General features: G+C 50.0%; 22 protein-coding genes, 1 tRNA gene and 2 pseudogenes. 17 read left to right on the top strand and 8 right to left on the bottom strand.

From position 1 onward, the window contains the following. Positions 1-138 precede the first annotated feature (138 nt). From AC2UZI_RS10755 to AC2UZI_RS10745, 3 genes are all read left to right on the top strand, one after another. Complete coding sequence (locus tag AC2UZI_RS10755) at positions 139-1,005, top strand: SAM-dependent methyltransferase (RefSeq protein WP_486943869.1); 867 nt, start codon at positions 139-141, stop codon at positions 1,003-1,005. Continuing rightward, positions 1,002-2,348 carry an APC family permease gene (locus tag AC2UZI_RS10750; RefSeq protein ID WP_486943868.1) on the top strand — a complete coding sequence of 449 codons (1,347 nt, stop codon included), beginning with the start codon at positions 1,002-1,004 and terminating at the stop codon, positions 2,346-2,348. Before AC2UZI_RS10755 ends, AC2UZI_RS10750 begins: the two co-directional genes overlap by 4 nt. Before the next feature lie 82 nt (positions 2,349-2,430). Continuing rightward, positions 2,431-2,997 carry an NADPH-dependent FMN reductase gene (locus AC2UZI_RS10745; protein ID WP_486943867.1) on the top strand — a complete coding sequence of 189 codons (567 nt, stop codon included), beginning with the start codon at positions 2,431-2,433 and terminating at the stop codon, positions 2,995-2,997. A gap of 34 nt (positions 2,998-3,031) precedes the next feature. Here AC2UZI_RS10745 and AC2UZI_RS10740 read toward each other — a convergent pair whose 3' ends face one another. The 3 genes from AC2UZI_RS10740 to AC2UZI_RS10730 all read right to left on the bottom strand — a co-directional run bounded on the left by AC2UZI_RS10740 (position 3,032) and on the right by AC2UZI_RS10730 (position 5,456). After that, positions 3,032-3,853, bottom strand: a complete 822-nt coding sequence (locus AC2UZI_RS10740) for a DUF3108 domain-containing protein (RefSeq protein WP_486943866.1) — start codon at positions 3,851-3,853, stop codon at positions 3,032-3,034. Between the two features lie 47 nt (positions 3,854-3,900). Then, positions 3,901-4,878, bottom strand: a complete 978-nt coding sequence (locus AC2UZI_RS10735) for a glutathione S-transferase family protein (protein ID WP_486943865.1) — start codon at positions 4,876-4,878, stop codon at positions 3,901-3,903. Positions 4,879-5,030: 152 nt separating this feature from the next. Next, a complete protein-coding gene (locus AC2UZI_RS10730) occupies positions 5,031-5,456 on the bottom strand; it encodes a DUF4148 domain-containing protein (protein ID WP_486943864.1) in 426 nt (141 codons plus the stop codon). Between the two features lie 191 nt (positions 5,457-5,647). On the opposite strand from AC2UZI_RS10730, the gene AC2UZI_RS10725 reads away from it, so the two are divergent. From AC2UZI_RS10725 to AC2UZI_RS10705, 5 genes are all read left to right on the top strand, one after another. Further along, positions 5,648-6,580 carry a LysR family transcriptional regulator gene (locus AC2UZI_RS10725; protein WP_486943863.1) on the top strand — a complete coding sequence of 311 codons (933 nt, stop codon included), beginning with the start codon at positions 5,648-5,650 and terminating at the stop codon, positions 6,578-6,580. Positions 6,581-6,694: 114 nt separating this feature from the next. Then, a complete protein-coding gene (locus tag AC2UZI_RS10720) occupies positions 6,695-7,600 on the top strand; it encodes a LysR family transcriptional regulator (protein WP_486943862.1) in 906 nt (301 codons plus the stop codon). 482 nt (positions 7,601-8,082) lie between these two features. Further along, the gene (locus tag AC2UZI_RS10715) at positions 8,083-9,066 is read left to right on the top strand and encodes a DUF1852 domain-containing protein (protein WP_486943861.1); all 984 of its coding nucleotides are present in this window, start codon (positions 8,083-8,085) and stop codon (positions 9,064-9,066) included. A gap of 27 nt (positions 9,067-9,093) precedes the next feature. Next, positions 9,094-10,122, top strand: a complete 1,029-nt coding sequence (locus tag AC2UZI_RS10710) for a methionine synthase (RefSeq protein WP_486943860.1) — start codon at positions 9,094-9,096, stop codon at positions 10,120-10,122. A gap of 58 nt (positions 10,123-10,180) precedes the next feature. Further along, entirely contained in the window at positions 10,181-11,389 is a 1,209-nt protein-coding gene (locus AC2UZI_RS10705) for an MFS transporter (protein ID WP_486943859.1), read from the top strand. A 101-nt stretch (positions 11,390-11,490) separates the two neighbouring features. Here AC2UZI_RS10705 and AC2UZI_RS10700 read toward each other — a convergent pair whose 3' ends face one another. Then, entirely contained in the window at positions 11,491-12,495 is a 1,005-nt protein-coding gene (locus AC2UZI_RS10700) for a zinc-dependent alcohol dehydrogenase family protein (RefSeq protein ID WP_486944011.1), read from the bottom strand. A 456-nt stretch (positions 12,496-12,951) separates the two neighbouring features. Between AC2UZI_RS10700 and AC2UZI_RS10695 the strand changes: the two genes are divergently transcribed. Further along, complete coding sequence (locus tag AC2UZI_RS10695) at positions 12,952-13,218, top strand: antitoxin (RefSeq protein WP_486943858.1); 267 nt, start codon at positions 12,952-12,954, stop codon at positions 13,216-13,218. Positions 13,219-13,223: 5 nt separating this feature from the next. Then, positions 13,224-13,670 (top strand): type II toxin-antitoxin system VapC family toxin, encoded by a 447-nt coding sequence (locus tag AC2UZI_RS10690; RefSeq protein ID WP_486943857.1) that lies wholly within the window; start codon positions 13,224-13,226, stop codon positions 13,668-13,670. A 187-nt stretch (positions 13,671-13,857) separates the two neighbouring features. Here the strand turns inward: AC2UZI_RS10690 and AC2UZI_RS10685 are convergent, their stop codons facing one another. Further along, positions 13,858-14,514, bottom strand: coding sequence for a DUF924 family protein (locus AC2UZI_RS10685; protein ID WP_486943856.1), 657 nt, complete (start codon positions 14,512-14,514; stop codon positions 13,858-13,860). A 147-nt stretch (positions 14,515-14,661) separates the two neighbouring features. Here AC2UZI_RS10685 and AC2UZI_RS10680 point away from each other — a divergent pair, with 147 nt between their 5' ends. From AC2UZI_RS10680 to AC2UZI_RS10655, 6 genes are all read left to right on the top strand, one after another. After that, positions 14,662-14,895 carry a heavy-metal-associated domain-containing protein gene (locus AC2UZI_RS10680; protein ID WP_486943855.1) on the top strand — a complete coding sequence of 78 codons (234 nt, stop codon included), beginning with the start codon at positions 14,662-14,664 and terminating at the stop codon, positions 14,893-14,895. 117 nt (positions 14,896-15,012) lie between these two features. Continuing rightward, on the top strand, positions 15,013-16,917 hold the full coding sequence (locus AC2UZI_RS10675; protein WP_486943854.1) for a heavy metal translocating P-type ATPase: 1,905 nt from the start codon (positions 15,013-15,015) through the stop codon (positions 16,915-16,917). An 88-nt stretch (positions 16,918-17,005) separates the two neighbouring features. Beyond that, entirely contained in the window at positions 17,006-17,713 is a 708-nt protein-coding gene (locus tag AC2UZI_RS10670; RefSeq protein WP_486943853.1) for a Crp/Fnr family transcriptional regulator, read from the top strand. 23 nt (positions 17,714-17,736) lie between these two features. Continuing rightward, entirely contained in the window at positions 17,737-18,198 is a 462-nt protein-coding gene (locus AC2UZI_RS10665) for a methyltransferase family protein (protein ID WP_486943852.1), read from the top strand. A 383-nt stretch (positions 18,199-18,581) separates the two neighbouring features. Further along, positions 18,582-19,181 (top strand): type IV toxin-antitoxin system AbiEi family antitoxin domain-containing protein, encoded by a 600-nt coding sequence (locus AC2UZI_RS10660; protein WP_486943851.1) that lies wholly within the window; start codon positions 18,582-18,584, stop codon positions 19,179-19,181. Next, the gene (locus AC2UZI_RS10655) at positions 19,133-19,651 is read left to right on the top strand and encodes a nucleotidyl transferase AbiEii/AbiGii toxin family protein (RefSeq protein ID WP_486943850.1); all 519 of its coding nucleotides are present in this window, start codon (positions 19,133-19,135) and stop codon (positions 19,649-19,651) included. The genes AC2UZI_RS10660 and AC2UZI_RS10655 overlap by 49 nt, the downstream gene beginning before the upstream one ends. Here AC2UZI_RS10655 and AC2UZI_RS10650 read toward each other — a convergent pair. Together AC2UZI_RS10650 and AC2UZI_RS10645 are read right to left on the bottom strand one after the other, a co-directional pair. Beyond that, positions 19,620-20,053: pseudogene (locus tag AC2UZI_RS10650) on the bottom strand (transposase); the annotation flags it as partial. The gene AC2UZI_RS10655 and the pseudogene AC2UZI_RS10650 overlap by 32 nt on opposite strands. An 89-nt stretch (positions 20,054-20,142) precedes the next feature. Beyond that, positions 20,143-20,397 (bottom strand): annotated as a pseudogene (locus AC2UZI_RS10645) (transposase); the annotation flags it as partial. A gap of 82 nt (positions 20,398-20,479) precedes the next feature. On the opposite strand from AC2UZI_RS10645, the gene AC2UZI_RS10640 reads away from it, so the two are divergent. After that, positions 20,480-21,046: a tyrosine-type recombinase/integrase gene (locus AC2UZI_RS10640; protein WP_486944010.1), complete on the top strand. Its 567-nt coding sequence runs from the start codon at positions 20,480-20,482 to the stop codon at positions 21,044-21,046. A gap of 145 nt (positions 21,047-21,191) precedes the next feature. On the opposite strand, the gene AC2UZI_RS10635 is transcribed toward AC2UZI_RS10640, so the two are convergent. Further along, positions 21,192-21,268: transfer RNA gene (locus AC2UZI_RS10635), tRNA-Arg, on the bottom strand. Positions 21,269-21,295: the final 27 nt, after the last annotated feature.

The following is a 21,295-nucleotide window of genomic DNA, read 5'->3' as shown; positions in this document are numbered from 1 at the left end:
CTTACACCATCTGAGAATCCAGCCACAGTTATCGTCCATAAAGTCACTAAGCTTGCTGTACACTGTGTTGTTCGCGGACCTTGAGTCCCCATGCTACACCAATCGTCGTTCACAAAATTGATACGAAAGGAGGCGTTCATGTCTAGATGGTCGACTACGCGTGGTTACCGTTTTCCCCAGCAGTTTGCTGCGATCTTCCTCTTGCTTGCTATCTGTGCAATGCAGTCTCTGTTAGTTAATAACGCTAACGCAACATCCACTTCTCAAGAATTTAAGCTCGATGTGCCTTTTGTACCCACACCCCATAGTGTGGTGGCAGAGATGCTGAGTTTAGCTGACGTTAAGGAATCAGACTTTCTGATTGACCTCGGAGCAGGCGATGGTCGTATCGCTGTGGCTGCAGTGCGTGATCGTGGTGCCAAAGGGGCGTTTGGTGTGGACATCAATCCGGTGCGCGTGACGGAGGCTCGTGAGTTGGCCGAAGAAGCGGGTGTGGCGGATCGTGTGAGCTTTGAAGTTCAGGATTTATTCGAAACGGATTTTTCTAACGCCACGGTAGTGAGCATGTACCTATTGCCTACGGTTAATTTGCAGCTACGGCCCAAAATATTGGACCTACGTCCTGGTACGCGTATTGTGTCGCATGCTTTTACCATGGGTGACTGGGAGCCCGATGCGCGCTCCGTTGCTGATGGTTTAGAGATATTTTATTGGGTTGTGCCTGAGAATATCGAGGGACGATGGTTGTTTGTGGGGCGTGATGGTGACTTTACAGCCGATCTCAGCCAAACCTTCCAAAAAGTCAGTGGACGTGCGACGGGAGAAAATAACGCCTCTTTTAGTTTGCGTGGAAAGCTAGAGGGGGATGTGGTTCATCTCTACATCAGTCAAGATGGCCAAACCCCGCAGCGTTACACCGGTCGTGTGGAAGGAAATACGATTGTGGCGTTAGCCGAGAATGGTTCGGTACTGGGGTGGCAGGCAACAAAGCGTGAAGGGTTATGACGTCAGCTAAACAGGAGCCTGTCCGAGCTGAGCTTTCAGTCATTGATGCCGTAGCCGTTTTAGTCGGAGTAGTTGTAGGAATAGGCATTTTCGGCTTTCCACCACTGGTGGCGCAGCACTCGGCGACACCTGTCATCTACATGGGCTTGTGGCTGATGGGTGGTTTGGTCATGCTGGTGGGCGCTTTATGTTATGCCGAGTTAGGCTCTGCCTATCCCGACTCTGGAGGGGAATACCATTTTTTGCGGCGGGCTTGGGGGGCACCCATCAGCTTGTTATTTGCATGGGTACGTGGCTCGGTTATACAAACCGGCTCCATCGCCGCTGTGGCGTTTATTTACGGCGATTACGCGCAAACACTGTTGCCTTTGGGTGTGTATGGTCCAGCGATTCACGGCGCATCGGCCGTGGTGTTACTCACCTTGCTGAATGTTGTGGGTACCGTCGAGTCCAAAAGGCTACAACTGATACTAACCGGAGCCACGATCAGTGCCTTGCTGATCGTTAGCATTGTTGGCTTTACCCTTGCTGACGCGAACACGAGTGCCAGTGTTAGTCATTCGGTCTGGCAAGCCCCTACTGGGGGGCTAGCAGGATCATTAGGAATGGGGATGGTGTTTGTGCTGCTGACGTATGGGGGGTGGAACGAAGCGGCGTATCTTTCTGGCGAGCTGCGCAACCCCCAGCGAAACATGAGTCGTGTGCTGTTGATTGGTACGGTGGTGATTACCGCGGTCTACATACTGATAAATTTTGTCTATTTGCGAATTTTTGGTCTGGAAGGACTACGTGACTCGCAGGCGGTGGGTGCTGATCTGATGCAATTAGTCGCCGGCCCCTGGGCGGCTATCGTCCTAAGTTTGCTTGTGTGCTGCACCGCATTGGGCACGATAAATGGAAGCGTTTTCACCGGTGGCCGCATGTATTTTGCTCTGGGCCGGGAAGTCCCCATTTTTAGAAGCCTAGGGGCATGGAACGCTCGCGGAGCAACGCCGGCTCGAGCGTTAATTTTGCAGGGCTTGATTACGTTGCTACTGATTCTTTTCGGCGCGTTAAGTAACGGAGGGGTGCAAGCGATGGTTGCTTATACCGCACCTGTCTTTTGGCTATTTATGGCCTTAACTGGCGGAGCCGTTGTGATGTTACGCGTGCGCGATAAAAATCGTCCGCGTCCGTTTCGTGTGCCGTTATACCCCTTTACGCCAATTGTGTTTTCGTTAAGCTGCTTAGCATTATGTTGGTCTAGTGTGAAGTATGCGGGTTCTGGTGCGTTATTAGGGCTTGCGGTCTTAGCCATGGGTTTGCCATTACTCTGGTTGGATAAGAAGCTGTCGACGACGTAGCGTAAGTACGCGATGAGCGTATCGTTACTGTTCGTCCAACGCTAGGGTGTTCATATTCTTTGTTTTATTAGTAGGAATTCTTATGTCATTGAAATTGCAGATTGTTATTTGTAGTACACGCCCAGGGCGGATAGGGCCTTCGGTTGCTGACTGGTTTACTGACTATGCCAAGCGCCATGGTCAGTTTGATGTCGAACTTATTGATTTGGCTGATTTCGAGCTTCCTGTCTATAACGAACCCCAACACCCTCGCCTGCAGCAGTACGAGCACGACGGCACTAAAAAGTGGAGCGCAAGTGTCGCAAGTGCCGATGCGTATATTTTTGTTTCCCCTGAATATAACTATTGCCCCACGCCGGCCTTAGTGAATGCGCTTAATTATGTGTACCAAGAGTGGAACTATAAGCCGTGTGGCTTTGTCAGTTATGGCGGGGTTTCGGGCGGTTTACGGGCAGCACAAATTACTAAGCAGTTGGTGACGACCTTAAAAATGATGCCGATGGTTGAAGGTGTCGCGGTGCCAATGGTGGGAACTTTAGTTGATGAAAATAAGAAGTTTCAGTCCAACGACTCCATTGATCGTTCAGCAGAAAGCCTGTTAGACGAGTTGCATAAATGGGCTGTGGCCTTAAAAACAATGCGTGATTAAGTCCGATTAAGCCCTTGCCGAAGCTCGATAATTCCTAGTGATTGATCAGTTGATAATCCATGCTCTTGAGCGTTGCAACGATTTTTAATAAGCGGCTTTCTTGGTGCTCGATTTTGACTAATAAGTAATCGAGGCTGGGCGCGACGTAAAGCCGTGTCTGACGGCTTTTACTCTCTCGTTCGCGTTCAATAACGAGCGCGTCGACTTGGCCTTGTCCTGTTTCAACTGTTTCGATACCCACCACTTTATAGTGGTGGGTTTTTTTGTTTCCCTTATGAATGAGCGGGTAGGAAAACGCTGTTTTCCCTGCGATTAAATCGCAACGCGCTTCAAAAAAGAAACTTAGGGGATCATATAAAGCCGTGTCTAAATCAAAGCTTTTATGCTCTCCGTCACTCTGAAAGGTGGCCTTCTTTTGCTGCCAATCAAAATTTAAGGTTTGGGTGCTTTCGTCTTTTAATGGGCGCTTAGCTGTCGAGGTATAGGACAGAGGCTGTGCCTGACATTGCTCCATAGTAAAGACAGCGGTTTGGTGGGACGACAATAACCAATGATCTAAACCAAAATTGATCTCGTATTGCTTCTGTTCTCGTTGAATGCTTAAGCGGTTTTCCCCTTGTGTTAGTTTATTGTTGTACTCAACGGAAAAGTTAGCATTTACATAATCAATGTCTTGGGCCTGCACACCGTGTAAACAAAGCAGCCCTGCGGCTAGCCAAGCATACTTTCTTACCCCAAGCTTGAGCGGACGTAATGGCCGTCGCTGAATAAGCCTAGTAAGAAGCGGAAAAACCGAGCGATTGAACAAGGTGTTATCACCGCGTTCTTTAATAAGTTGTAGTATCGATTGCATCATGGTAAGTGCGGCAGGGTGTGCTTCAAAGGGTGTGCAGATCAGGTGACTTAGACTATTTTTCGGCTGGGAGCACGCTCTAAATCAAGCATAGGACCTGCAGGCACAATACCATTGGGGTTGATGGTGCCGTGGCTGCGATAATAATGCTGCTTAATGTGGTCAAAGTTTATCGTGTCTGCAACGCCGGGTTGCTGGTATAGCTCTCGTGTGTAGCTCCACAGGTTCTCGTAATCGGCGAGTTGTTTGAGATTACACTTGAAATGCCCGTGGTAAACCGCATCAAAACGAATGAGGGTGGTGAATAATCGCCAATCGGCCTCTGTGATTTGGTCGCCTACCAAGTAGCGCTGCTGGCCCAGTTTGATTTCAAGCTTATCCAGTGCGGCAAACAATTGTTGGACTTCCGTTTCATAAACATCTTGAGCCGTGGCAAAGCCCGCTTTGTAGACCCCGTTATTGACGTTGTCGTAGGTGAAAGCATTGATAGCATCGATTTCTGGCAACAGATCAACGGGTGAATAGTTTCCTTCTTTTGCGCCCAGCCCATCAAAAGCTGAGTTCAGCATTCGAATAATTTCGGAAGACTCGTTACTAACAATGGTGTTTTGTTGTAAGTCCCACAGTACAGGTACGGTGACGCGGCCGCTGTATTCAGGGTCGGCGCGTAGGTACACCTGATACATATAGTCGGCCTGTCCAACGGGATCGGCAATCACACCGGGGCCAGGTTCGAAGGTCCAACCGTTTTCTGCCATGTAGGGGTTGACCACCGAAACGCTAATCATGTCTTCCAGACCTTTAACGGCTCGTAAAATTAGCGTGCGATTAGCCCAAGGACAGGCTAGCGATACATACAAGTGGTAGCGACCGGCCTCTGCCTTGAAGCCGCCTTCACCGCTAGGACCAGCACTGCCATCGGGTGTGATCCAGTTGCGAAACTGGGCATCACTGCGTACAAAACGACCGCCAGTGCTGGATGTGTCGTACCACTGGTCATGCCAACGTCCATCAACTAATAGTCCCATGGTCACTCCTTTTACTTTGATGAATAGTGTAATGGTGACGTCGACTGAAAGACAACGTCGCGTTAAATAAAGGTTGCTGTTAGAGCGCGTTCAGGATGACTGCGCTCTGTTGCTTGATTATTGAGGTGATCGTCTTGAAATGAGTCAACGATTTAAGCTGGAATGTGGCGGTCAAGCAAGCCATTGGCGGCAGCCTCAGCCAGTTCAGCACGAACTTCTTCGCGAGTTTTGCTCGCAACATGTTGTTGTTCAGGGTAGTTCTGTGGGTTAATTTCGTTTAATCGTGCGCTGCTTTCACCCCGAACGATGTTACCGCTTCGTACGGCTTCAGCTAATTCTGCTTTGACCTGTGCGCGGGTTACGGTCGATGCTGATTGTTGTGCTGGGTAGTTGTGCGGAAAAATTTCATTTAAGCGCTTGCTGCTTTCGCCTAATACGATGTTTCCAGTTTGTACCGCTTCGACCAACTCAGCCTGTACTTGAGCTCGTGTTACAGAGGCGTCGTTTGCAGCCATGGCTTGTGTGGCAAAAATAGAGCTGAAGGCGATGGCAATAGCGGAAAGTTGTGTGCGTGTCATGATGTAAATCCTTTAAATCAATTCGTTAGTGGGATCACCAGAGCGTTACTCTTAGTGATTCCGGCGAGTGCTTTAGTGTTTGAACTCGTCGATGTAGTAACTTTAGTAAATCCTGATAAAGGAATAAATGGTAAAAATATATACTTACTATTCTTAAATTAGGAATAATAGTCACTAAGTAAAGGAAAACCATGAATCGTTTGTTATGGATGCGAGTGTTTGAACGAGTCGCTGACGAAGGCGGGTTTGCGGCGGCTGCCCGTGCCATGGAAATGTCCCCACCGGTGGTGACGAGATTGATCGCAGAGCTAGAGGCTTACTTGGGCACGCGGCTGTTTCAGCGCACCACACGCCGAGTTTCCCTGACTGAGGCTGGCGAAACGTATTTGGCACGGGTGCGTCAGATTCTGCAGGACGTCGACGAGGCCGATGCATTAGCCAGCGCGCACACAAGTGAACTGGCCGGACGTTTGCGCGTCAACACACAACCCGTTTTGGCAAGTCACGTAATTGCTCCCTTACTGTCGTCCTTCAGAGAAAGCTACCCAGGGATCATTGTTGACATCGAGGTCGAGGCTCACCGGAACCCTCCGATAGAAGACTACGACATCACTTTGCTCGGAACTGACGCTAGTTTCAATGCGGATATTATTGCGCGTAAGGTGATTGAGTCAGAAGTGATTCTGGCCGCTTCTCCTGCATACGTAAAACGCAAACAGATGCCAGTCGAGCCAGCCGATCTTGCTCAACACGATTGCCTTTTTCTTAGGCGGCCTGACGGCCCCCCTCGGGCTTGGCGAATGTGGCTTAGCACTAAACCCGATGAGGTCGTAGAAACGAATGTTGATCCGGTTCTGATTGCGAATCACACCGACACCCTGTTGCGTGCGGCCATAGATGGTGTCGGTATCACGTCTGTAGCGCTTGATATTGCAGCGCCGTATTTAATGCGTGGCGATTTGGTGCGGATCTTGAGTCCGTGGATTACGGGGCAACTGGCGATGTATGCAGCGCTGCCCAGTCGTAAGTTCATTCCCCAGCGGTCTCGCGTGTTTTTGGATTACTTGATCAAACACACTCGTGAGCAGAATAATGAAGCACTGAAAAAGTGTATGGTGTGCTAATGTAGGGCCTCGTCTGTCTAGCAAGTTTAGTTTGTCGTTGTCATTCTTGGCTTTGTACCGCATGATGTAAAATAGTGGTTTCTTACATAACAATTAGTTTTATTCATAATCGACATGCTTGAGCGATCGCATCTGGAAATTCTGCGGGCAGTCGAGCGACACGGTACTGTGACCGCAGCCGCAGAATCACTGCATCTGACACAGTCAGCACTGAGCCACACCATCGCCAAGCTCGAACGCTTAGCTGGCGTGCCGCTGTGGCTGAGGGAAGGTCGCTCTTTGCGGTTGACTCAGGCGGGTGAGTACCTATTGGCCGTGGCGCAACGTCTGCTCCCGCAACTTGAAACTGCCGAGACCTATCTCAGGGAGTACGCTGATGGGGGGCGCGGTTCTTTACGCATAGGCATGGAATGCCACCCCTGCTACGAATGGCTACTCAAGGTGGTTTCGCGGTACATGGGTGACTGGCCGGATGTCGACATCGATGTGAAACAGAAGTTTCGTTTCGGCAGCATGGGCGCACTTTTTAACCACGAGATCGACCTCATCGTTACGCCTGACCCCTTATTGACACCCGACGTGAGCTATCTGCCGGTGTTCGATTACGAGCAAGTTTTGGTAGTGGGGCGTGAACATCCGCTTGCGCAGCTTCCCTACGTTCAGCCGAAGGACTTAGTCTCGGAAACCCTTATTGCCTACCCAGTAGAGCTTGCCAGATTGGATATCTACAGCCAATTTTTGAGTCCTGCAGGTGTCATGCCGCGTGTTCATAAAAGTCTTGAAAGCACCGACATCATGCTGGAAATGGTGGCTGCGGGTCGTGGCGTAGCGGCTCTACCTCGCTGGCTGGTGTTGGAGTACGCCAAACGTATGAAGATCAGTTCCGTACGCTTAGGAAAGCAGGGTATACACAAACAAATCCATCTGGGCAGGCGCGACTCCGAGCACGAGTCTGAGTACCTAAAAGCGTTTATCACTGTGGCACAATCGCTCGCTATAGACGCATTGTCTACTAGTTAGCTGCTGCGATATTTTTAGAGTCATAAAGCGGCGTCAGACCAGGCTAATCCATTTTTAATGTGATGTGAGCAAACCGCGTCTTCACACAGATGAAGCGGGGTCGATTTATTTGATGATAGTTTCTACAGAACCGAAGTTTCGCGCCAAATAATGACAAAAATTCATGGCTTAATGAAATAAGACCATTTTACTTCATGATTGAGCAAAGGTTAGCATCCATTGTTCCTGATCGAGGAGCGTACCGCGCGAAAAAATAAGATGAGAGCTGGTTTGGCATCAAGGTGGTTACGGTACGCGAGCGGATGATACTCCTTAAAAATGTGCAATCGAGTATCGAAAAAATCAAATTTTTATGAAAGAAAACATCATATGTCCACTTCGTGTGGCCGCGGTTTCAGGTGGATTGCATCGCCCATCAAAGGCAGCGGTCTTAGCAGAGCAACTTCTGGGACTGAGTATTTAAATTTAGGACGCGATTGTAAATGGAAACAGAATTTTTTTATAACATCCAAACCATTCCCTTTGACGAGAATTATCGCCCTTCAGATTCAACCCGCGCTACAACAAATTTTGCGAATTTAGCCAGAGGGAAAAATCGTCAGGAGAACCTGAAAAATACGTTTAGGATGATTGATCATTGTTTCAACAGTCTGGCGCATTGGGATAATCCGACCGGAGATCGCTACTCTGTTGAGCTGGAAATTATTTCTGTTGAGGTGGGCCTGAATTCCGACAAGCATGAAGATACGTTCCCGTTGATTGAGATATTAAGACCAAACGTCATTGATAAGAAAACGGGTGGGCGTATAGAGGGAATTGTGGGAAATAATTTTTCCTCTTATGTGCGAGATTATGATTTCAGCATTCTGCTGAAAGAGCATAATCGTGACAAATCAGCTTTTAATGTGCCCGATGATTTTGGTGATTTGCATGGAAAACTGTTCCAACACTTTCTGAACTCGGATTCATACAAAAAACACTTCCACAAGCAACCCGTGATTTGTATTAGTGTCTCCAGTAGCAAAACCTATTACAGGACTGAAAACCGGCATCCCATACTGGGTGTCGAATACCGTCAAAACGAGACGTCGTTGACGGATCAATACTTTGAGAAAATGGGGATGCACGTACGATATTTTATGCCGCCTACCAGCGTCGCCCCTTATGCTTTCTATTTTATGGGTGATCTATCGAACGATTATTCCAATCTTGAGCTTATCAGTACCATTAGCACAATGGAAACGTTTCAGAAGATATATCGCCCTGAAATTTATAACGCTAATTCTGCTGCGGGAAGCATTTATCAACCGAGCCTAGATAATCAAAACTGTTCACTTACAAAAATTATCTATGATCGCGAAGAGCGGAATCAATTGGCCGTTAAGCAAGGAAAGCATGCAGAGATTGAGTTTATCAACCCTTACAAAGAACGCCTTGAGCAATGGGCTGCCGACTACGTTCTTTAATTACCTACGATGCACGAGATAACGAACATGAAAAAAATATTACCAACCTCTACGGCAGGCAGTTTGCCTAAACCTTCTTGGCTTGCTGCACCCGAAAAACTCTGGTCACCTTGGAAGCTTCAAGGGGATGAGTTGATAGAGGGGAAACAAGATGCTCTACTTCTGGCTCTGAAAGAGCAGCAGCACGCAGGTATTGACATCGTCAGTGACGGTGAGCAAACTCGCCAGCATTTTGTCACCACGTTTATAGAGCACCTGAACGGAGTCGATTTTGAGAAGCGGGAGGTCGTAAGAATTCGAGATCGTTATGATGCAAGCGTTCCAACAGTAGTCGGCGCTGTGAGTCGTTCAAAGTCTGTTTTTGTAGAGGATGCTACGTTCTTGCGGAGGCACACCACCCAACCCATTAAGTGGGCGCTACCCGGGCCGATGACAATGATTGATACGCTTTACGACGATCATTATAAAAGCCGTGAAAAACTAGCATGGGAGTTTGCAAAAATTCTCAATCAAGAAGCGAGAGAGCTTGAAGCCGCAGGTGTTGACATCATCCAATTCGACGAGCCCGCTTTCAATGTTTTCTTCGATGAGATGAACGATTGGGGAGTGGCTGCCTTGGAAAGGGCAATTGAAGGGCTTAAATGCGAAACTGCGGTGCATATTTGTTACGGTTATGGCATTAAGGCCAATACCGACTGGAAGCAAACGCTTGGATCCGAGTGGCGTCAATACGAAGCGTCTTTTCCAAAACTACAGCAATCCAGTATCGACATCATTTCGCTCGAATGCCACAATTCTCGTGTTCCGATTGATTTGATTGAACTCGTACGTGGGAAAAAGGTGATGGTAGGCGCCATCGACGTAGCCACCAACATCGTTGAAACGCCTGAGGAAGTCGCTAACACCCTCAGGCAGGCGCTGCAGTTTGTTGATGCTGACAAGCTCTACCCTTGCACTAACTGCGGCATGGCGCCTTTGCCTCGAGCAGTAGCAAGAGGCAAACTTGAGGCGCTCGCTGCGGGTGCGGAAATCGTGCGGGCAGAAATTTCGGCATAGTCCAAACGATTATGGTGTAATCGGTGAAATCTTTTGTAAGTTGATTATGGCCATTACAGTGTCCCCACAAAATCCCGATGAGCCTTCTATACTGCCTACGTCTCAGCAACGCAGTAACGTTTTTCGTCTAACCGTTGCTCAGGCGCTGGCAGGCGCGAACGCTGTGGTTGTGTATGCGACAGGATCCATCGTCGGGCACATGCTTGCACCGAGTAAATCTCTGGCAACGTTGCCGATCTCTATTTTTGTAGTGGGCATGGCAGCTTGCATCCTGCCGGCTGGGGCTATTGCTCGGCACTACGGCAGACGTGCGGCTTTTTTAGCTGGTACCGGATGTGGCGTGTTGACGGGAATCTTGGCAGCGCTGGCGGTTTATATCGGCTCGTTTTGGCTATTTTGCATGGCCACCTTTTTTGGTGGGGCATACGCTGCGGTTGTTTTGTCGTTTCGTTTTGCTGCCGCCGATGGTGTAGAGCCCGTAAAACGGGCGCGTGCCTTGTCATTCGTCATGGGCGGTGGAGTACTGGCCGGAGTGGTCGGGCCACAGTTAGTTACCCATACCATGTACATTTGGCCTCCTCACATGTTCGCAGCTACCTATATTGCCCAAGCAGTAGCTGCGGCTCTGTCCGCCATCGTTTTACTGGGTGTTAAGCTACCCAAGCCCACTGCAGCAGAGATTGCCGGAGGTCGACCCTTAGGCGTTATCGTGCGGCAGCCTCTTTTTATTACTGCCATCACATGTGGCGCAGTGTCGTACATGCTGATGAATTTCTTGATGACGGCCGCACCATTGGCGATGCAAATGTGCGGGCATTCGCAAGAAAACGCCAATCTAGGCCTCCAGTGGCATGTAATTGCCATGTACGCGCCAAGTTTTATTACAGGCGGACTTATCACCCGCTATGGGGCAGGGCGCGTTGTGATGGCTGGTCTTGCGCTTACCGGGTTGTCGATTCTTGTTGGGCTATCGGGGCTAGAAGTCGCTCATTTCTGGATCTCACTAACGCTACTTGGCATAGGCTGGAACTTCGGTTTTGTGGGCGCATCAGCGATGGTGCTGGAATGCCATCGCCCAGAAGAGAAAACACGGGTCCAATCGTTCAACGACTTCATCGTGTTCGGCACAATGGCAGTGGGATCGTTCGCATCAGGCAGTCTGCTGGCAGCGTACGACTGGGACACGGTGCTGTGGGTTTCCGTTGTGCCACTGGTGCTGGCAGTGGCTGTGCTGGGGTTGACGCCGGCCAAGATCAGCACAAAATAATAAAGCCACTTCCGAAGAAGTGACTTTATTAAGAATAGTGGCGCAGCTGGAAGGGCTCGAAGCCACAGCCCCTTGCTTCGTAGGCGGGTGCCACCATCGTCCTAGATATCTAGCACAATCTTCCCAAAGTGCTGGCCGCTGGCCTGATATTTGAAAGCTTCCACCATGTCTTCCATAGCGAAGTGTTTATCGATGATGGGTCGCAGGCCATTGGCTTCGATGGCGCGAACGAAATTTTCCTGATGACGACGGCTCCCCACAATGAATGCCTTCAGATTCACGTGGCGGGCCAATGCAGGCCCCAGAGGCAGTTCGCTATTCATACCGCTCAGCACACCAATCACCGCGATATGGCCGCCCACTCGCGTTGCTGCTATGGACTGGGCTAGCGTGGAAGGTCCACCCACTTCGATGACGTGGTCTACACCTCGGCCTTCTGTAAGGCGCAAGACCGTTTTACCCCAGGTTTGATCTTCACGATAGTTAATGACGTCGTCGGCACCCAGCTCTTTCAGTCTGGCCATTTTTGTTTCGCTTGACGTAGTGGCGATTACGCGAGCACCAGCGATTTTGGCAAGCTGCAATGCAAAGATGGACACCCCTCCCGAACCCTGAACCAATACGGTCTGGCCTGGACTGAGGTTTGCGTTTTCAAACAATGCACGCCAGGCAGTGAGCCCGGCCGTCGTCAACGTGGCGGCTTCTGCGTGGCTGTATCCCTTAGGAGTCAGAGTGAATGCGGTTGCAGGCATGGTCACCTGTTCACGCGCATAGCCGTCAATGCCATCACCGGGCACGCGCCCGAAGCCGGCGACGGTGGGCTCACCGGCCAGCCAATCAGGAAAGAAGGTACTGACAACGTGGTCGCCTACCGCGAATTCTTCCACGCCCGCCCCAACCGCTATCACTTCACCAGCGCCGTCTGACATGGGGATACGACGCTCGGCAGGCGCCATTGCACCGCTGACTACCCCAAGATCATGATAGTTCAGGGAGCTAGCGCGCAGCCGAACAGTGATTTCGCCCGCCTGAGGATCTTTGGCTTGGGTTGTTCCGACAGAAACCGCGTCAAAGCCACCTCCGGCTTCGACAAACATGGTCTTGATGCTCATACTTTCTCCGAATGAATAGCCACTGCAAATCGTGGTTATCGTATCAAAGTACCATCTTTTCTTAGGATGTCTGATCAAAAGCCTGAAAAGTACCGCTTTAAAAGAAGAGAGCCCTGCATGAGATTTACCGTTGCGATTACGATGCATGAAGGTGTACAGGCGCTCGATGTTACTGGGCCCGTTGACTCAGGCTACATCCACCTTTTCGGTCTTTATGCGCATCGCATCGCACATAACACAAGATAAAAAAAGCCACTTCCGAAGAAGTGGCTTTTTTAAGAATAGTGGCGCGGCTGGCAGGATTCGAACCCACGACCCCTTGGTTCGTAGGATGGTACGGCATGGCCGAGGCAGGTGGCTCCGTGGCAGCACGAAAATCCGATAAGGAGTTTGGCGTGTCAGATCTGCTTGATATATATTTTGGTATATACCAATCATTAAGAGCTTGCTATGACTCAGATTGCCAAAATTTTTATGAATGGACGCAGCCAGGCGGTTAGGCTGCCTCAAGACTTTCGTTTTGACGAAAGTGAAGTCTATATAAGACGCGACCCTGAAACGGGCGATGTTATCTTGTCACGCCGCCCCGATTCGTGGGTTGATTTCTTTGCCCTTGATAAGACTACTGATGTGCCCGCAGACTTTATGACCGAGGCAGACCGTGATCAACCAGAATCATCGGGTGATCCATTTTCCAGATCGAATGATCAGAATTAAATCTGATGATGAAAACGTACCTGCTTGATACCAACATAGCCAGTCACATCATCAAAGGTGATTTGCCCATCGTGCGTGAGCGGTTGGTGCAGGTGCCTATGCATTGCATTTTTATCTCAGTGGTGACCGAAGCAGAGTTGCTGTATGGGGTCGCTAAACGCGATTATCCGAAAGGGCTGACAAAGCGGGTGACGGAGTTTTTAGCCCGCGTTGAGGTGTTGCCTTGGACTTCAGACGTGGCCAAAGCATATGGACAGCTACGTGCTGCCTGCGAAGCCGCTGGCACTACATTGGCATCCATGGACATGATGATTGCTGCACATACCAGTGCACGGCAACAGGACGCTAAAAAGCGTCATGAAAAACTTATGCTTGTGACGAAAGACCGCGTATTCAGTCGAGTGCCAAAAAGTGCAGGACTAGTGATCGACGATTGGACAGCATCTGCATAACACCTGCTTATCAATGTCCTGGATGCGACCCATTGGCTAGAGGAGGTTATAGCTATGAGGAATACAAAACGCCGTCCAGTTACAGTGGATCGAAAAAACCCGGGCAGGCCACGGGCAACTACACGTTTGTTGACCACGTGCTATTGCAGGCTGAAAAAGCTTGACTGGTACGCTGGTCGTTACGTGCTTACTGTAGATCTTGAAATGCTCGTAAATGTGGAAACTGCTTCTTGCCCAGATAGGTTTGTTCATCACGCGTGGATTGGCGGCCCAGTAGTTGATTGCGGTGTGGGTGCCGTCCAAAAGCAGCAATAACCTGTCGCACATCTTGAGCCTGCTTCACCAAAGACTGGTATACCGGCAACAGGTGCGGCGGCGCTTGCGTGGCTATTTCTTCACGAAGTTTAATAAGAAGATCAAGGCGCTCGAGATGATCGTCCCCTTCGCAATGCCCAAGTGGCAGGCCAAAAACTACCTTGTGCCAAGGCGTAGGCAGTCGGGCGTAGTGGTCATTCGACAGTCCTTCCATGGTCAACGCTAGTGCGGCGGTATCCTGAGCAAAGGATCGGGGATTGTTTCGCCACACCGATCTTGAAAACTGATCGAGCACGATGACGAGGGCCAGTCTGCCTTCCGGGTCAGCCGCCCACTGGCCAAGGCGACCAGCCGCCGCTCTCGCGGTCAGGTCTGCAAAGCGACTCGTAATTTCGTTGTCTGCTCCACCACGCATCCGCCAGAACCAATAATCTTTATGGGTTGCAAGGTCAATCTGGCGTGAATGTCCTTCAGGAAACCAGAAATCGAGCACTTCTTGCCAATTCTGGCTGGCACCGTTGTCGTTCATTTGCCCTACCGGTAAGAGTCTGCATTGTCCATATGGTATAGAAAAATCTTTTTCGGAGCCAATCTGAAACTTGTCACCCGTCAATGGTGGCACGTGTGGTTGCACCTTACGATAGAACCATCAATTCAATCGCTAAGGAGTCAACATATGTCTAAAGTTTTGAGCAAAGCCGTTTTCAACATGGAGCCTTTTACCTGTCCTTCCTGTATCAAGAAGATCGAAAACACGGTCGGCAAAGTCGATGGTGTAGAAAAGGTCCAGGTGATGTTTAACTCGGGACACGTTCGCGTCGAATTCGATGCGGCCACAACCACGGCCGATGCCGTGCAGGATGTCATCGTAAAACTGGGTTATCCAGTGCTCTCGAAAAAAGTTGCATAGCCGCTTTTTTGGATTGTGAGCATCATTCTTAATCCATCACTACTGGGCTCCCGGAGCTAGGCCGTCATTGGCGGCCCGTATCCGGTCGCCCTGAACCTGTACACCCTGGAGTACGGTATGAACAAATTGAAAAATTCTCATATCGCCGCCATCACCAGTCTGATGTTGCTGGCGGCGTTTGGTCTGCATTGGGTAGATCTCTCGCAATGGAAGGACTATGTCCTGATTGTCTCGTCCCTGTTCGCGGGCTACTTTATTGCTGTCAAGGCCTTCAAAGCGCTGCGCATGAAGGCCTTCAGCATTGAGCTGCTTGTCACGATCGCTGTCATCGGTGCCCTGATTATCGGCGAATATGCCGAATCGGCCGTCGTGACCTTCCTTTTTATTTTTGGTGCCTACCTGGAATCGCGCACCCTGGAAAAGACCCGCTCATCCTTGCGTGAGCTGATTGACCAGACCCCCACCGAAGCGACGGTGATTCGCCCCGAAGGTCACGTTACGGTACCGGTCGAAGAGGTGGTCAAAGGCGATCGAGTGCTGATCCGTTCAGGCGAAAAAGTCGCCGTAGACGGCATCATCGCTTCGGGTCAGGCGCTGATTGTCGAAGCCGCCATTACGGGAGAATCCGTGCCGGCCAGCAAATCGTTAGGGGATCGCGTGTTCAGCGGCACCATCCTTGATAATGGCTATATCGAAGTCACGGCCGATCGCGTGGGGGATGACACCACTTTTGCCAAAATCATTGAAATGGTAGAAGAGGCGCAAGAGACCAAGACAACCACGCAGAAATTTCTGGACCGCTTCGCCCAGATCTATACGCCCGCTATCGTGATTATGTCCATCCTGGTGTATATGTTCTCGCGTAACGTCGAACTGGCGCTGACCTTTCTGGTGATCGCCTGTCCGGGTGCGCTGGTAATCTCTGCGCCAGTGTCCATGGTGGCCGGTATCGGGAACGGTGCGCGTAACGGGGTGCTGGTCAAGGGTGGCGAAATCATGGAAAAGCTCTCTAAAGTTGATCTTGTCGTCTTTGACAAGACGGGTACGCTCACTAAAGGCAAGCCCGAGGTCACTGAAGTCAAAACCTGGGGCATGGAAGAAAATGCACTGCTGCGCCTGGTGGCCGATGCTGAAAAAGTGTCCGAACACCATCTGGGTCAAACCATTGTCGCGGAAGCCAGGAAGCGGGATCTTGCCCTGACCGAAGAACCACAAGATGTGGCCATCATCAAGGGCGGGGGCATGGTTGCCACGGTCGCCGAGCAGCACCTGGCGATCGGTAACCGCAAGCTTATGACCGATCAGGGTGTGGCGCTCACCGGCCAGGTTGACGCCTATGCCATCGAACGTGAAAAAGCTGGCAATACGGCTGTACTAGTGGCCATCGACAAGACGTTGGCCGGTGTGATCTCGATCGCTGACCAGATCAAGCCTGAAGCCAAATCGGCCATCCAGCAACTGCGACATGCGGGCGTGAAGCAAGCCATTATGCTTACGGGCGATAACCGTCATACGGCACAGCTGGTAGGTGACGCATTGGGTCTGGATGCCGTACACGCTGAACTGCTGCCCCAAGACAAGGTGACGTGGGTCAACACGCTGAAAAGTCAGGGTTATCGTGTGGCCATGGTGGGTGACGGCATCAACGATGCGCCCGCGCTTGCCACTGCCGATGTTGGCTTGGCCATGGGTGTCGGGGGTACCGATATTTCGATGGAAGCAGCCGATATCGTTCTGATGTCGGACAGGCTGGATCAGTTCGCGCACGCTTATTCCCTGGCCAAGGCGACCGTACGCAATATGCAGCAAAACACGATTATGGCCGTGGGTACCGTGGCTGTGCTGCTTGCCGGGGTGCTGCTGGGCAAGATCTTCCTTGCATCCGGCATGCTCATCCACGAAGCCAGCGTCATACTGGTTACCCTTAACGCGGTCAGGCTGATAAGCTATCGGGCACGGGGTCAAGCCGCGCGACAGACCGACAAACTCGTAAACGCCAGCCCGGGTTCCCAAGGCGCCTGATTTTGAGCGAGTCTGAAGTAAGAAGACGCTCCGGCCAGGCGGCTGGAGCCTTTGTTATGACACAACCCCACCACATGAGTGATCAAGTATGACCCTTAAGCCTCATTCTTCACCAGTTGATAACTGTGAGCACATCCCGACCTTGTGCGTTTCACGGGTACCGATCTTTAATCATCTGCCTTCCGATACGCTGGCAATAATTGCTGATAAAGCGGCCATGCGTACCTATGAACGAGGCCAGTTTATTCATCGGGCCGGCGACCCCTCAGATAAGCTCTTCATTGTCCATAAGGGGAAGGTGAAGGTGTACCGGCTTTCCGATGCCGGAAAAGAGCAACTGGTACGCATCCTGAGTCCCGGTGATTTTGCCGGAGAACTGGCCTTGTTTTCGGCTAGCGCCCAGGATTCGTATGCCGAGGCCATGCAGGCATCCGAAATCTGTACGATTTATCAGGCCGATGTACGTGAGCTTCTACGTCAATATCCCGATATCAGCTTGCATGTGCTTGCAGAACTGTCGCGACGTTTGGGTACCAGCGAAAAGCAGACGACGGCGATCGCTACGGAGTCCATCAATGCGCGCCTGGCCCAGTATCTGGTCGACCAGGCCGAGCAAGCAGATTCCCCAAGCTTCAGTCTGCCCATGAGCCGCCGATATCTGGCCTCTTTTCTGGGTACTACCCCGGAAACTGTCAGTCGCAGGTTGGGTGAGTTTGAAGAAGCAGGGTGGATTTCACAGTCCGGTCAGCGCCAGATCGCGATTCTTGATCTGGATGCACTTTTACAGGTGGATTAAAACCCGCCAGGATGATGATAGCTATGAAACGACTTGAGTTGCTTATTCCGCCACCCCTTGTCATGTTCCTGATCGGACTGATGATGTGGGTGGTGTCAAGGATGTTTTCTGCATTCACCCTGGCCTGGCTCCAGAACACCGTGATCGCCTATGTTTTTGCACTGCTTGGGCTTGTTATCAGCCTGGTGAGCATGGTTGCTTTCAGACGCGCGCGCACCACAATGGATCCAAAACACCCCGCATCAGCTTCGAACCTGATCAGCTCAGGGGTCTATCGCTACAGTCGGAACCCCATGTATCTTGGGGTGTTGCTTCTTCTTGCCGGATGGGCGATTTATCTTGGCAATGTGCTGTCGATGACGGGCTTGATTGTTTTTATTGCCTATATCACGCGCTTTCAGATCATTCCCGAGGAACGCCTATTGAGCCAAAAATTTGGGGTGGCGTTCGACAGCTACAAGAGTAAAGTACGCCGGTGGCTATAGTATTTTGATTGCGAAATTAAGAAAAGCGCCAAAAGCTGTCTGTTTACAGCAGGGCGAACCATGCACAGGCGAGCGCTGGGAGATTTGCCGTAGAGATTCATTTTGGGACTGCGGTAGAGTGAGTGCTCACAAAATCCCCATGGTATAAAAAAACCGCCTAAAGCATTTTGTGCTCTAGGCGGTTATAACTAGTTGATATCACTAGTTTAAATATGACGCTGCTGGCAGGATTCGAACCCACGATCCCTTGGTTCGTAGGGTTGGCCTGTTATCCTCATGAATGTGAAGCTTTTTAATCCTTCAATAATCAATGCGAGGTTCTTTTGAAACATCGAACCGTCGGTAAATATTGACAAATACCGACGTTATGAAATAATGATGTAATGAAAAGTTCTAACAGTCTTGTCCTTGATCTGGTTCAACGCCACGGTCTAATCCGTCCACGTGATGTAGAAGCCCACGGCTTCTCTCGCATGGCGCTTAGCACATTGGAACGGCAAGGCAAACTGACACGACTTAGTCGAGGGCTTTACGCATTGCCTGATCGACCCATATCCGAACATACGACACTGGTCGAAGTTGCCAGCAAGCATCCAGATGTGCTTATTTGTCTACTGTCAGCGCTCCGGTTTCATGAGCTGACGACACAGTCACCTTTCGAGGTGTGGATCGCCATTCCCAATAAAGCACGTGCCCCAAAAATGGAATATCCACCCCTGCGGATTGTTCGTTTCAGTGGAGCTGCGCTAACCGAAGGCGTCGAAACTCATACTGTAGAAGGCGTCAAGGTGCGTGTAACCAGCGTAGCTAAAACGGTAGTTGACTGCTTTAAGTTTCGCAATAAGATCGGTCTGGATGTCGCGCTGGAAGCACTGCGTGATGCATGGAATACGAAACGTGTAACGATGGATGAAATCTGGCATTACGCAAAAATATGTCGCATGACAAATGTGATGCGGCCTTACCTGGAGGCACTGACTTGAATGTGCGCAATGTTGGTGCGTCAGTACGTGCACGACTTTTTAATAAGGCCAGGGCGGAAAAGCGCGATTTTTCATTGGTGCTGACACGATATGCTCTTGAGCGTCTGTTGTACCGATTGAGCATTTCTGAGCATGCCGACCATTTTCTGCTTAAAGGTGCCTTACTGTTTGATCTTTGGTTCGATGTGCCTCTACGCCCGACGCGAGACATAGATTTACTTGGCTTTGGTCTGGCGGAGGAACCGTACTTGGTAGCGGCTTTTGAAGATTTATGTCTGTTAGAGGTCGATGACGGGATTCAATTTGACGTAACTAGCATCCAAGCTGCAGAAATTCGTAAAGAATCGAATTACGCAGGTATTCGTGTCACTTTACTCGGACGGGTTGATGGGGCTCGTTGCTCAGTTCAAGTTGATGTGGGATACGGTGATGCCGTCCTGTCGTTAACTGAATTAACCAGTCTGCGATGACATCGTTTTCTTGAGCGTGTTTTGGCTGATAGTAATAGCAGCTCTGGCTAATGCTAAATACCGTACAGGCCAGACGAATACTCACGTTGTAGTGCTGTACAGCACGTTGCGCCATCTCTTTACGCCGAGATGGCGTCACCACTTTTTTTCGATGGCCTCACGCGCGATTTCCGCTTTCAAGCGCTCTTCGGCATACATTTTCTTGAGCCGTTGATTTTCTAGCTCCAGCTCTTTGAGCCGAGCCATCATGGAGGTGTCCATGCCGCCGTATTTCGCACGCCATTTATAAAATGTGGCATTGCTCATACCGTGCTCACGGCACAGTTCTGGTATCGGTGTACCGGCTTCAGCTTGTTTTAAGATGGCCATGATTTGGCTGTCGGTGTAACGAGACTTTTTCATTGAATTTCCTTTGCGAGAAATTCTACTTTAAAGCACTACGGTTTGGTGGGGGGATTACCAGTCTTTACGCGTCGCAACAGGCACTACAGCTTTTTTATGATTTCTTCCTGCAACTGAGACTTCAAACTTAAATCAGCATACATCTGCTTTAAGCGACGATTCTCCTCCTCAAGCTCTTTGAGTCGTTTTACGTCGGAGAGCTCCATGCCGCCATATTTGGCTCGCCATTTATAAAATGTGGAGTTACCTACATGATGCTTGCGGCACAGCTCTTTAATCGGTATCCCAGCTTCCGCTTCTTTCAACATCGCCACAATTTGGCTTTCTGTCATCCGTTTGCTCATCGTAAAAATCCTTTTTTCTTGGTGTAAGAAAAATTCTACGCTTCAGCTGTATTATTTTAGGGGATAGTTACAAACCCTATTCATTTTAAACACAGGGGTTCGTTCTAACGTGGTTTGCCAATTACGTTGGGAATGGGAGTATCAATTCAATATTGCCGGTAAGCCGTGCAGTCTTTTCATTGTTCCTAGACGTTATGTCAAAGGACGTAAGCAGGAAAAGATAATTGTTTGCAACTCAGTTGCTCAACAAGTTATTGATAACCAAAGAGGCAGGCATGATGAGTTCGTATTTACTTTTTATCGGGTAACCAAAGAGGATACTAAACCGACTTATAAACCCATTCGCTCTTTACACAATACAGCCTGGCAAAGGGTGAGACGAGAGGTAGGGCTAGATGATCTGCATGTGCATGATTTACGTCATACCGTAGGTATGCGATTGCGTATGGCTGGCGTAGCTGAACGTACTCAAGACGAGATTCTATGGCATAGCAATAGCGGTATGTCATCTCATTATGCTGCTGCCCAGATCAGAGAAATCTATGATGCTTTAGAGCTTATTTCTAAGAAAGGAGATTATGAGGAATCTATGGATTTACTAACTTTATTACGACAGGCGAAGTTGAAGTCACGAGTTGAGCAAACATAGGTGTGGGGATTATTTGGCTTAAAATCCCCACACCCCAAAAAGACCACCTAAAACATTCTGCTTTAAAAGGTATACTTTTAACCCATAGACCCGCTGTAAGCCAATAAAAAAGCCACTTCCGAAGAAGTGGCTTTTTTAAGAATAGTGGCGCGGCTGGCAGGATTCGAACCCACGACCCCTTGGTTCGTAGCCAAGTACTCTATCCAACTGAGCTACAGCCGCGCAAAGAAGAAGAACTATAGCATGTAA

This window comes from Paenalcaligenes sp. DL 463 (assembly GCF_057475185.1).
The sequence above is the reverse complement of the archived record's forward strand: the minus strand, read 5'-3'. Positions and strand labels throughout refer to the sequence as shown.

Coding starts and splice junctions, on each gene's coding strand:
- AC2UZI_RS10715 (WP_486943861.1), top strand. CDS start 8,083: ATGGAAACAGAATTTTTTTATAACATCCAAACCATTCCCTTTGACGAG.
- AC2UZI_RS10745 (WP_486943867.1), top strand. CDS start 2,431: ATGTCATTGAAATTGCAGATTGTTATTTGTAGTACACGCCCAGGGCGG.
- AC2UZI_RS10680 (WP_486943855.1), top strand. CDS start 14,662: ATGTCTAAAGTTTTGAGCAAAGCCGTTTTCAACATGGAGCCTTTTACC.
- AC2UZI_RS10690 (WP_486943857.1), top strand. CDS start 13,224: ATGATGAAAACGTACCTGCTTGATACCAACATAGCCAGTCACATCATC.
- AC2UZI_RS10755 (WP_486943869.1), top strand. CDS start 139: ATGTCTAGATGGTCGACTACGCGTGGTTACCGTTTTCCCCAGCAGTTT.
- AC2UZI_RS10730 (WP_486943864.1), bottom strand. CDS start 5,456: ATGACACGCACACAACTTTCCGCTATTGCCATCGCCTTCAGCTCTATT.
- AC2UZI_RS10670 (WP_486943853.1), top strand. CDS start 17,006: ATGACCCTTAAGCCTCATTCTTCACCAGTTGATAACTGTGAGCACATC.
- AC2UZI_RS10695 (WP_486943858.1), top strand. CDS start 12,952: ATGACTCAGATTGCCAAAATTTTTATGAATGGACGCAGCCAGGCGGTT.
- AC2UZI_RS10685 (WP_486943856.1), bottom strand. CDS start 14,514: ATGAACGACAACGGTGCCAGCCAGAATTGGCAAGAAGTGCTCGATTTC.
- AC2UZI_RS10740 (WP_486943866.1), bottom strand. CDS start 3,853: ATGATGCAATCGATACTACAACTTATTAAAGAACGCGGTGATAACACC.
- AC2UZI_RS10675 (WP_486943854.1), top strand. CDS start 15,013: ATGAACAAATTGAAAAATTCTCATATCGCCGCCATCACCAGTCTGATG.
- AC2UZI_RS10720 (WP_486943862.1), top strand. CDS start 6,695: ATGCTTGAGCGATCGCATCTGGAAATTCTGCGGGCAGTCGAGCGACAC.
- AC2UZI_RS10660 (WP_486943851.1), top strand. CDS start 18,582: ATGAAAAGTTCTAACAGTCTTGTCCTTGATCTGGTTCAACGCCACGGT.
- AC2UZI_RS10725 (WP_486943863.1), top strand. CDS start 5,648: ATGAATCGTTTGTTATGGATGCGAGTGTTTGAACGAGTCGCTGACGAA.
- AC2UZI_RS10750 (WP_486943868.1), top strand. CDS start 1,002: ATGACGTCAGCTAAACAGGAGCCTGTCCGAGCTGAGCTTTCAGTCATT.
- AC2UZI_RS10655 (WP_486943850.1), top strand. CDS start 19,133: ATGTCGCATGACAAATGTGATGCGGCCTTACCTGGAGGCACTGACTTG.
- AC2UZI_RS10735 (WP_486943865.1), bottom strand. CDS start 4,878: ATGGGACTATTAGTTGATGGACGTTGGCATGACCAGTGGTACGACACA.
- AC2UZI_RS10710 (WP_486943860.1), top strand. CDS start 9,094: ATGAAAAAAATATTACCAACCTCTACGGCAGGCAGTTTGCCTAAACCT.
- AC2UZI_RS10665 (WP_486943852.1), top strand. CDS start 17,737: ATGAAACGACTTGAGTTGCTTATTCCGCCACCCCTTGTCATGTTCCTG.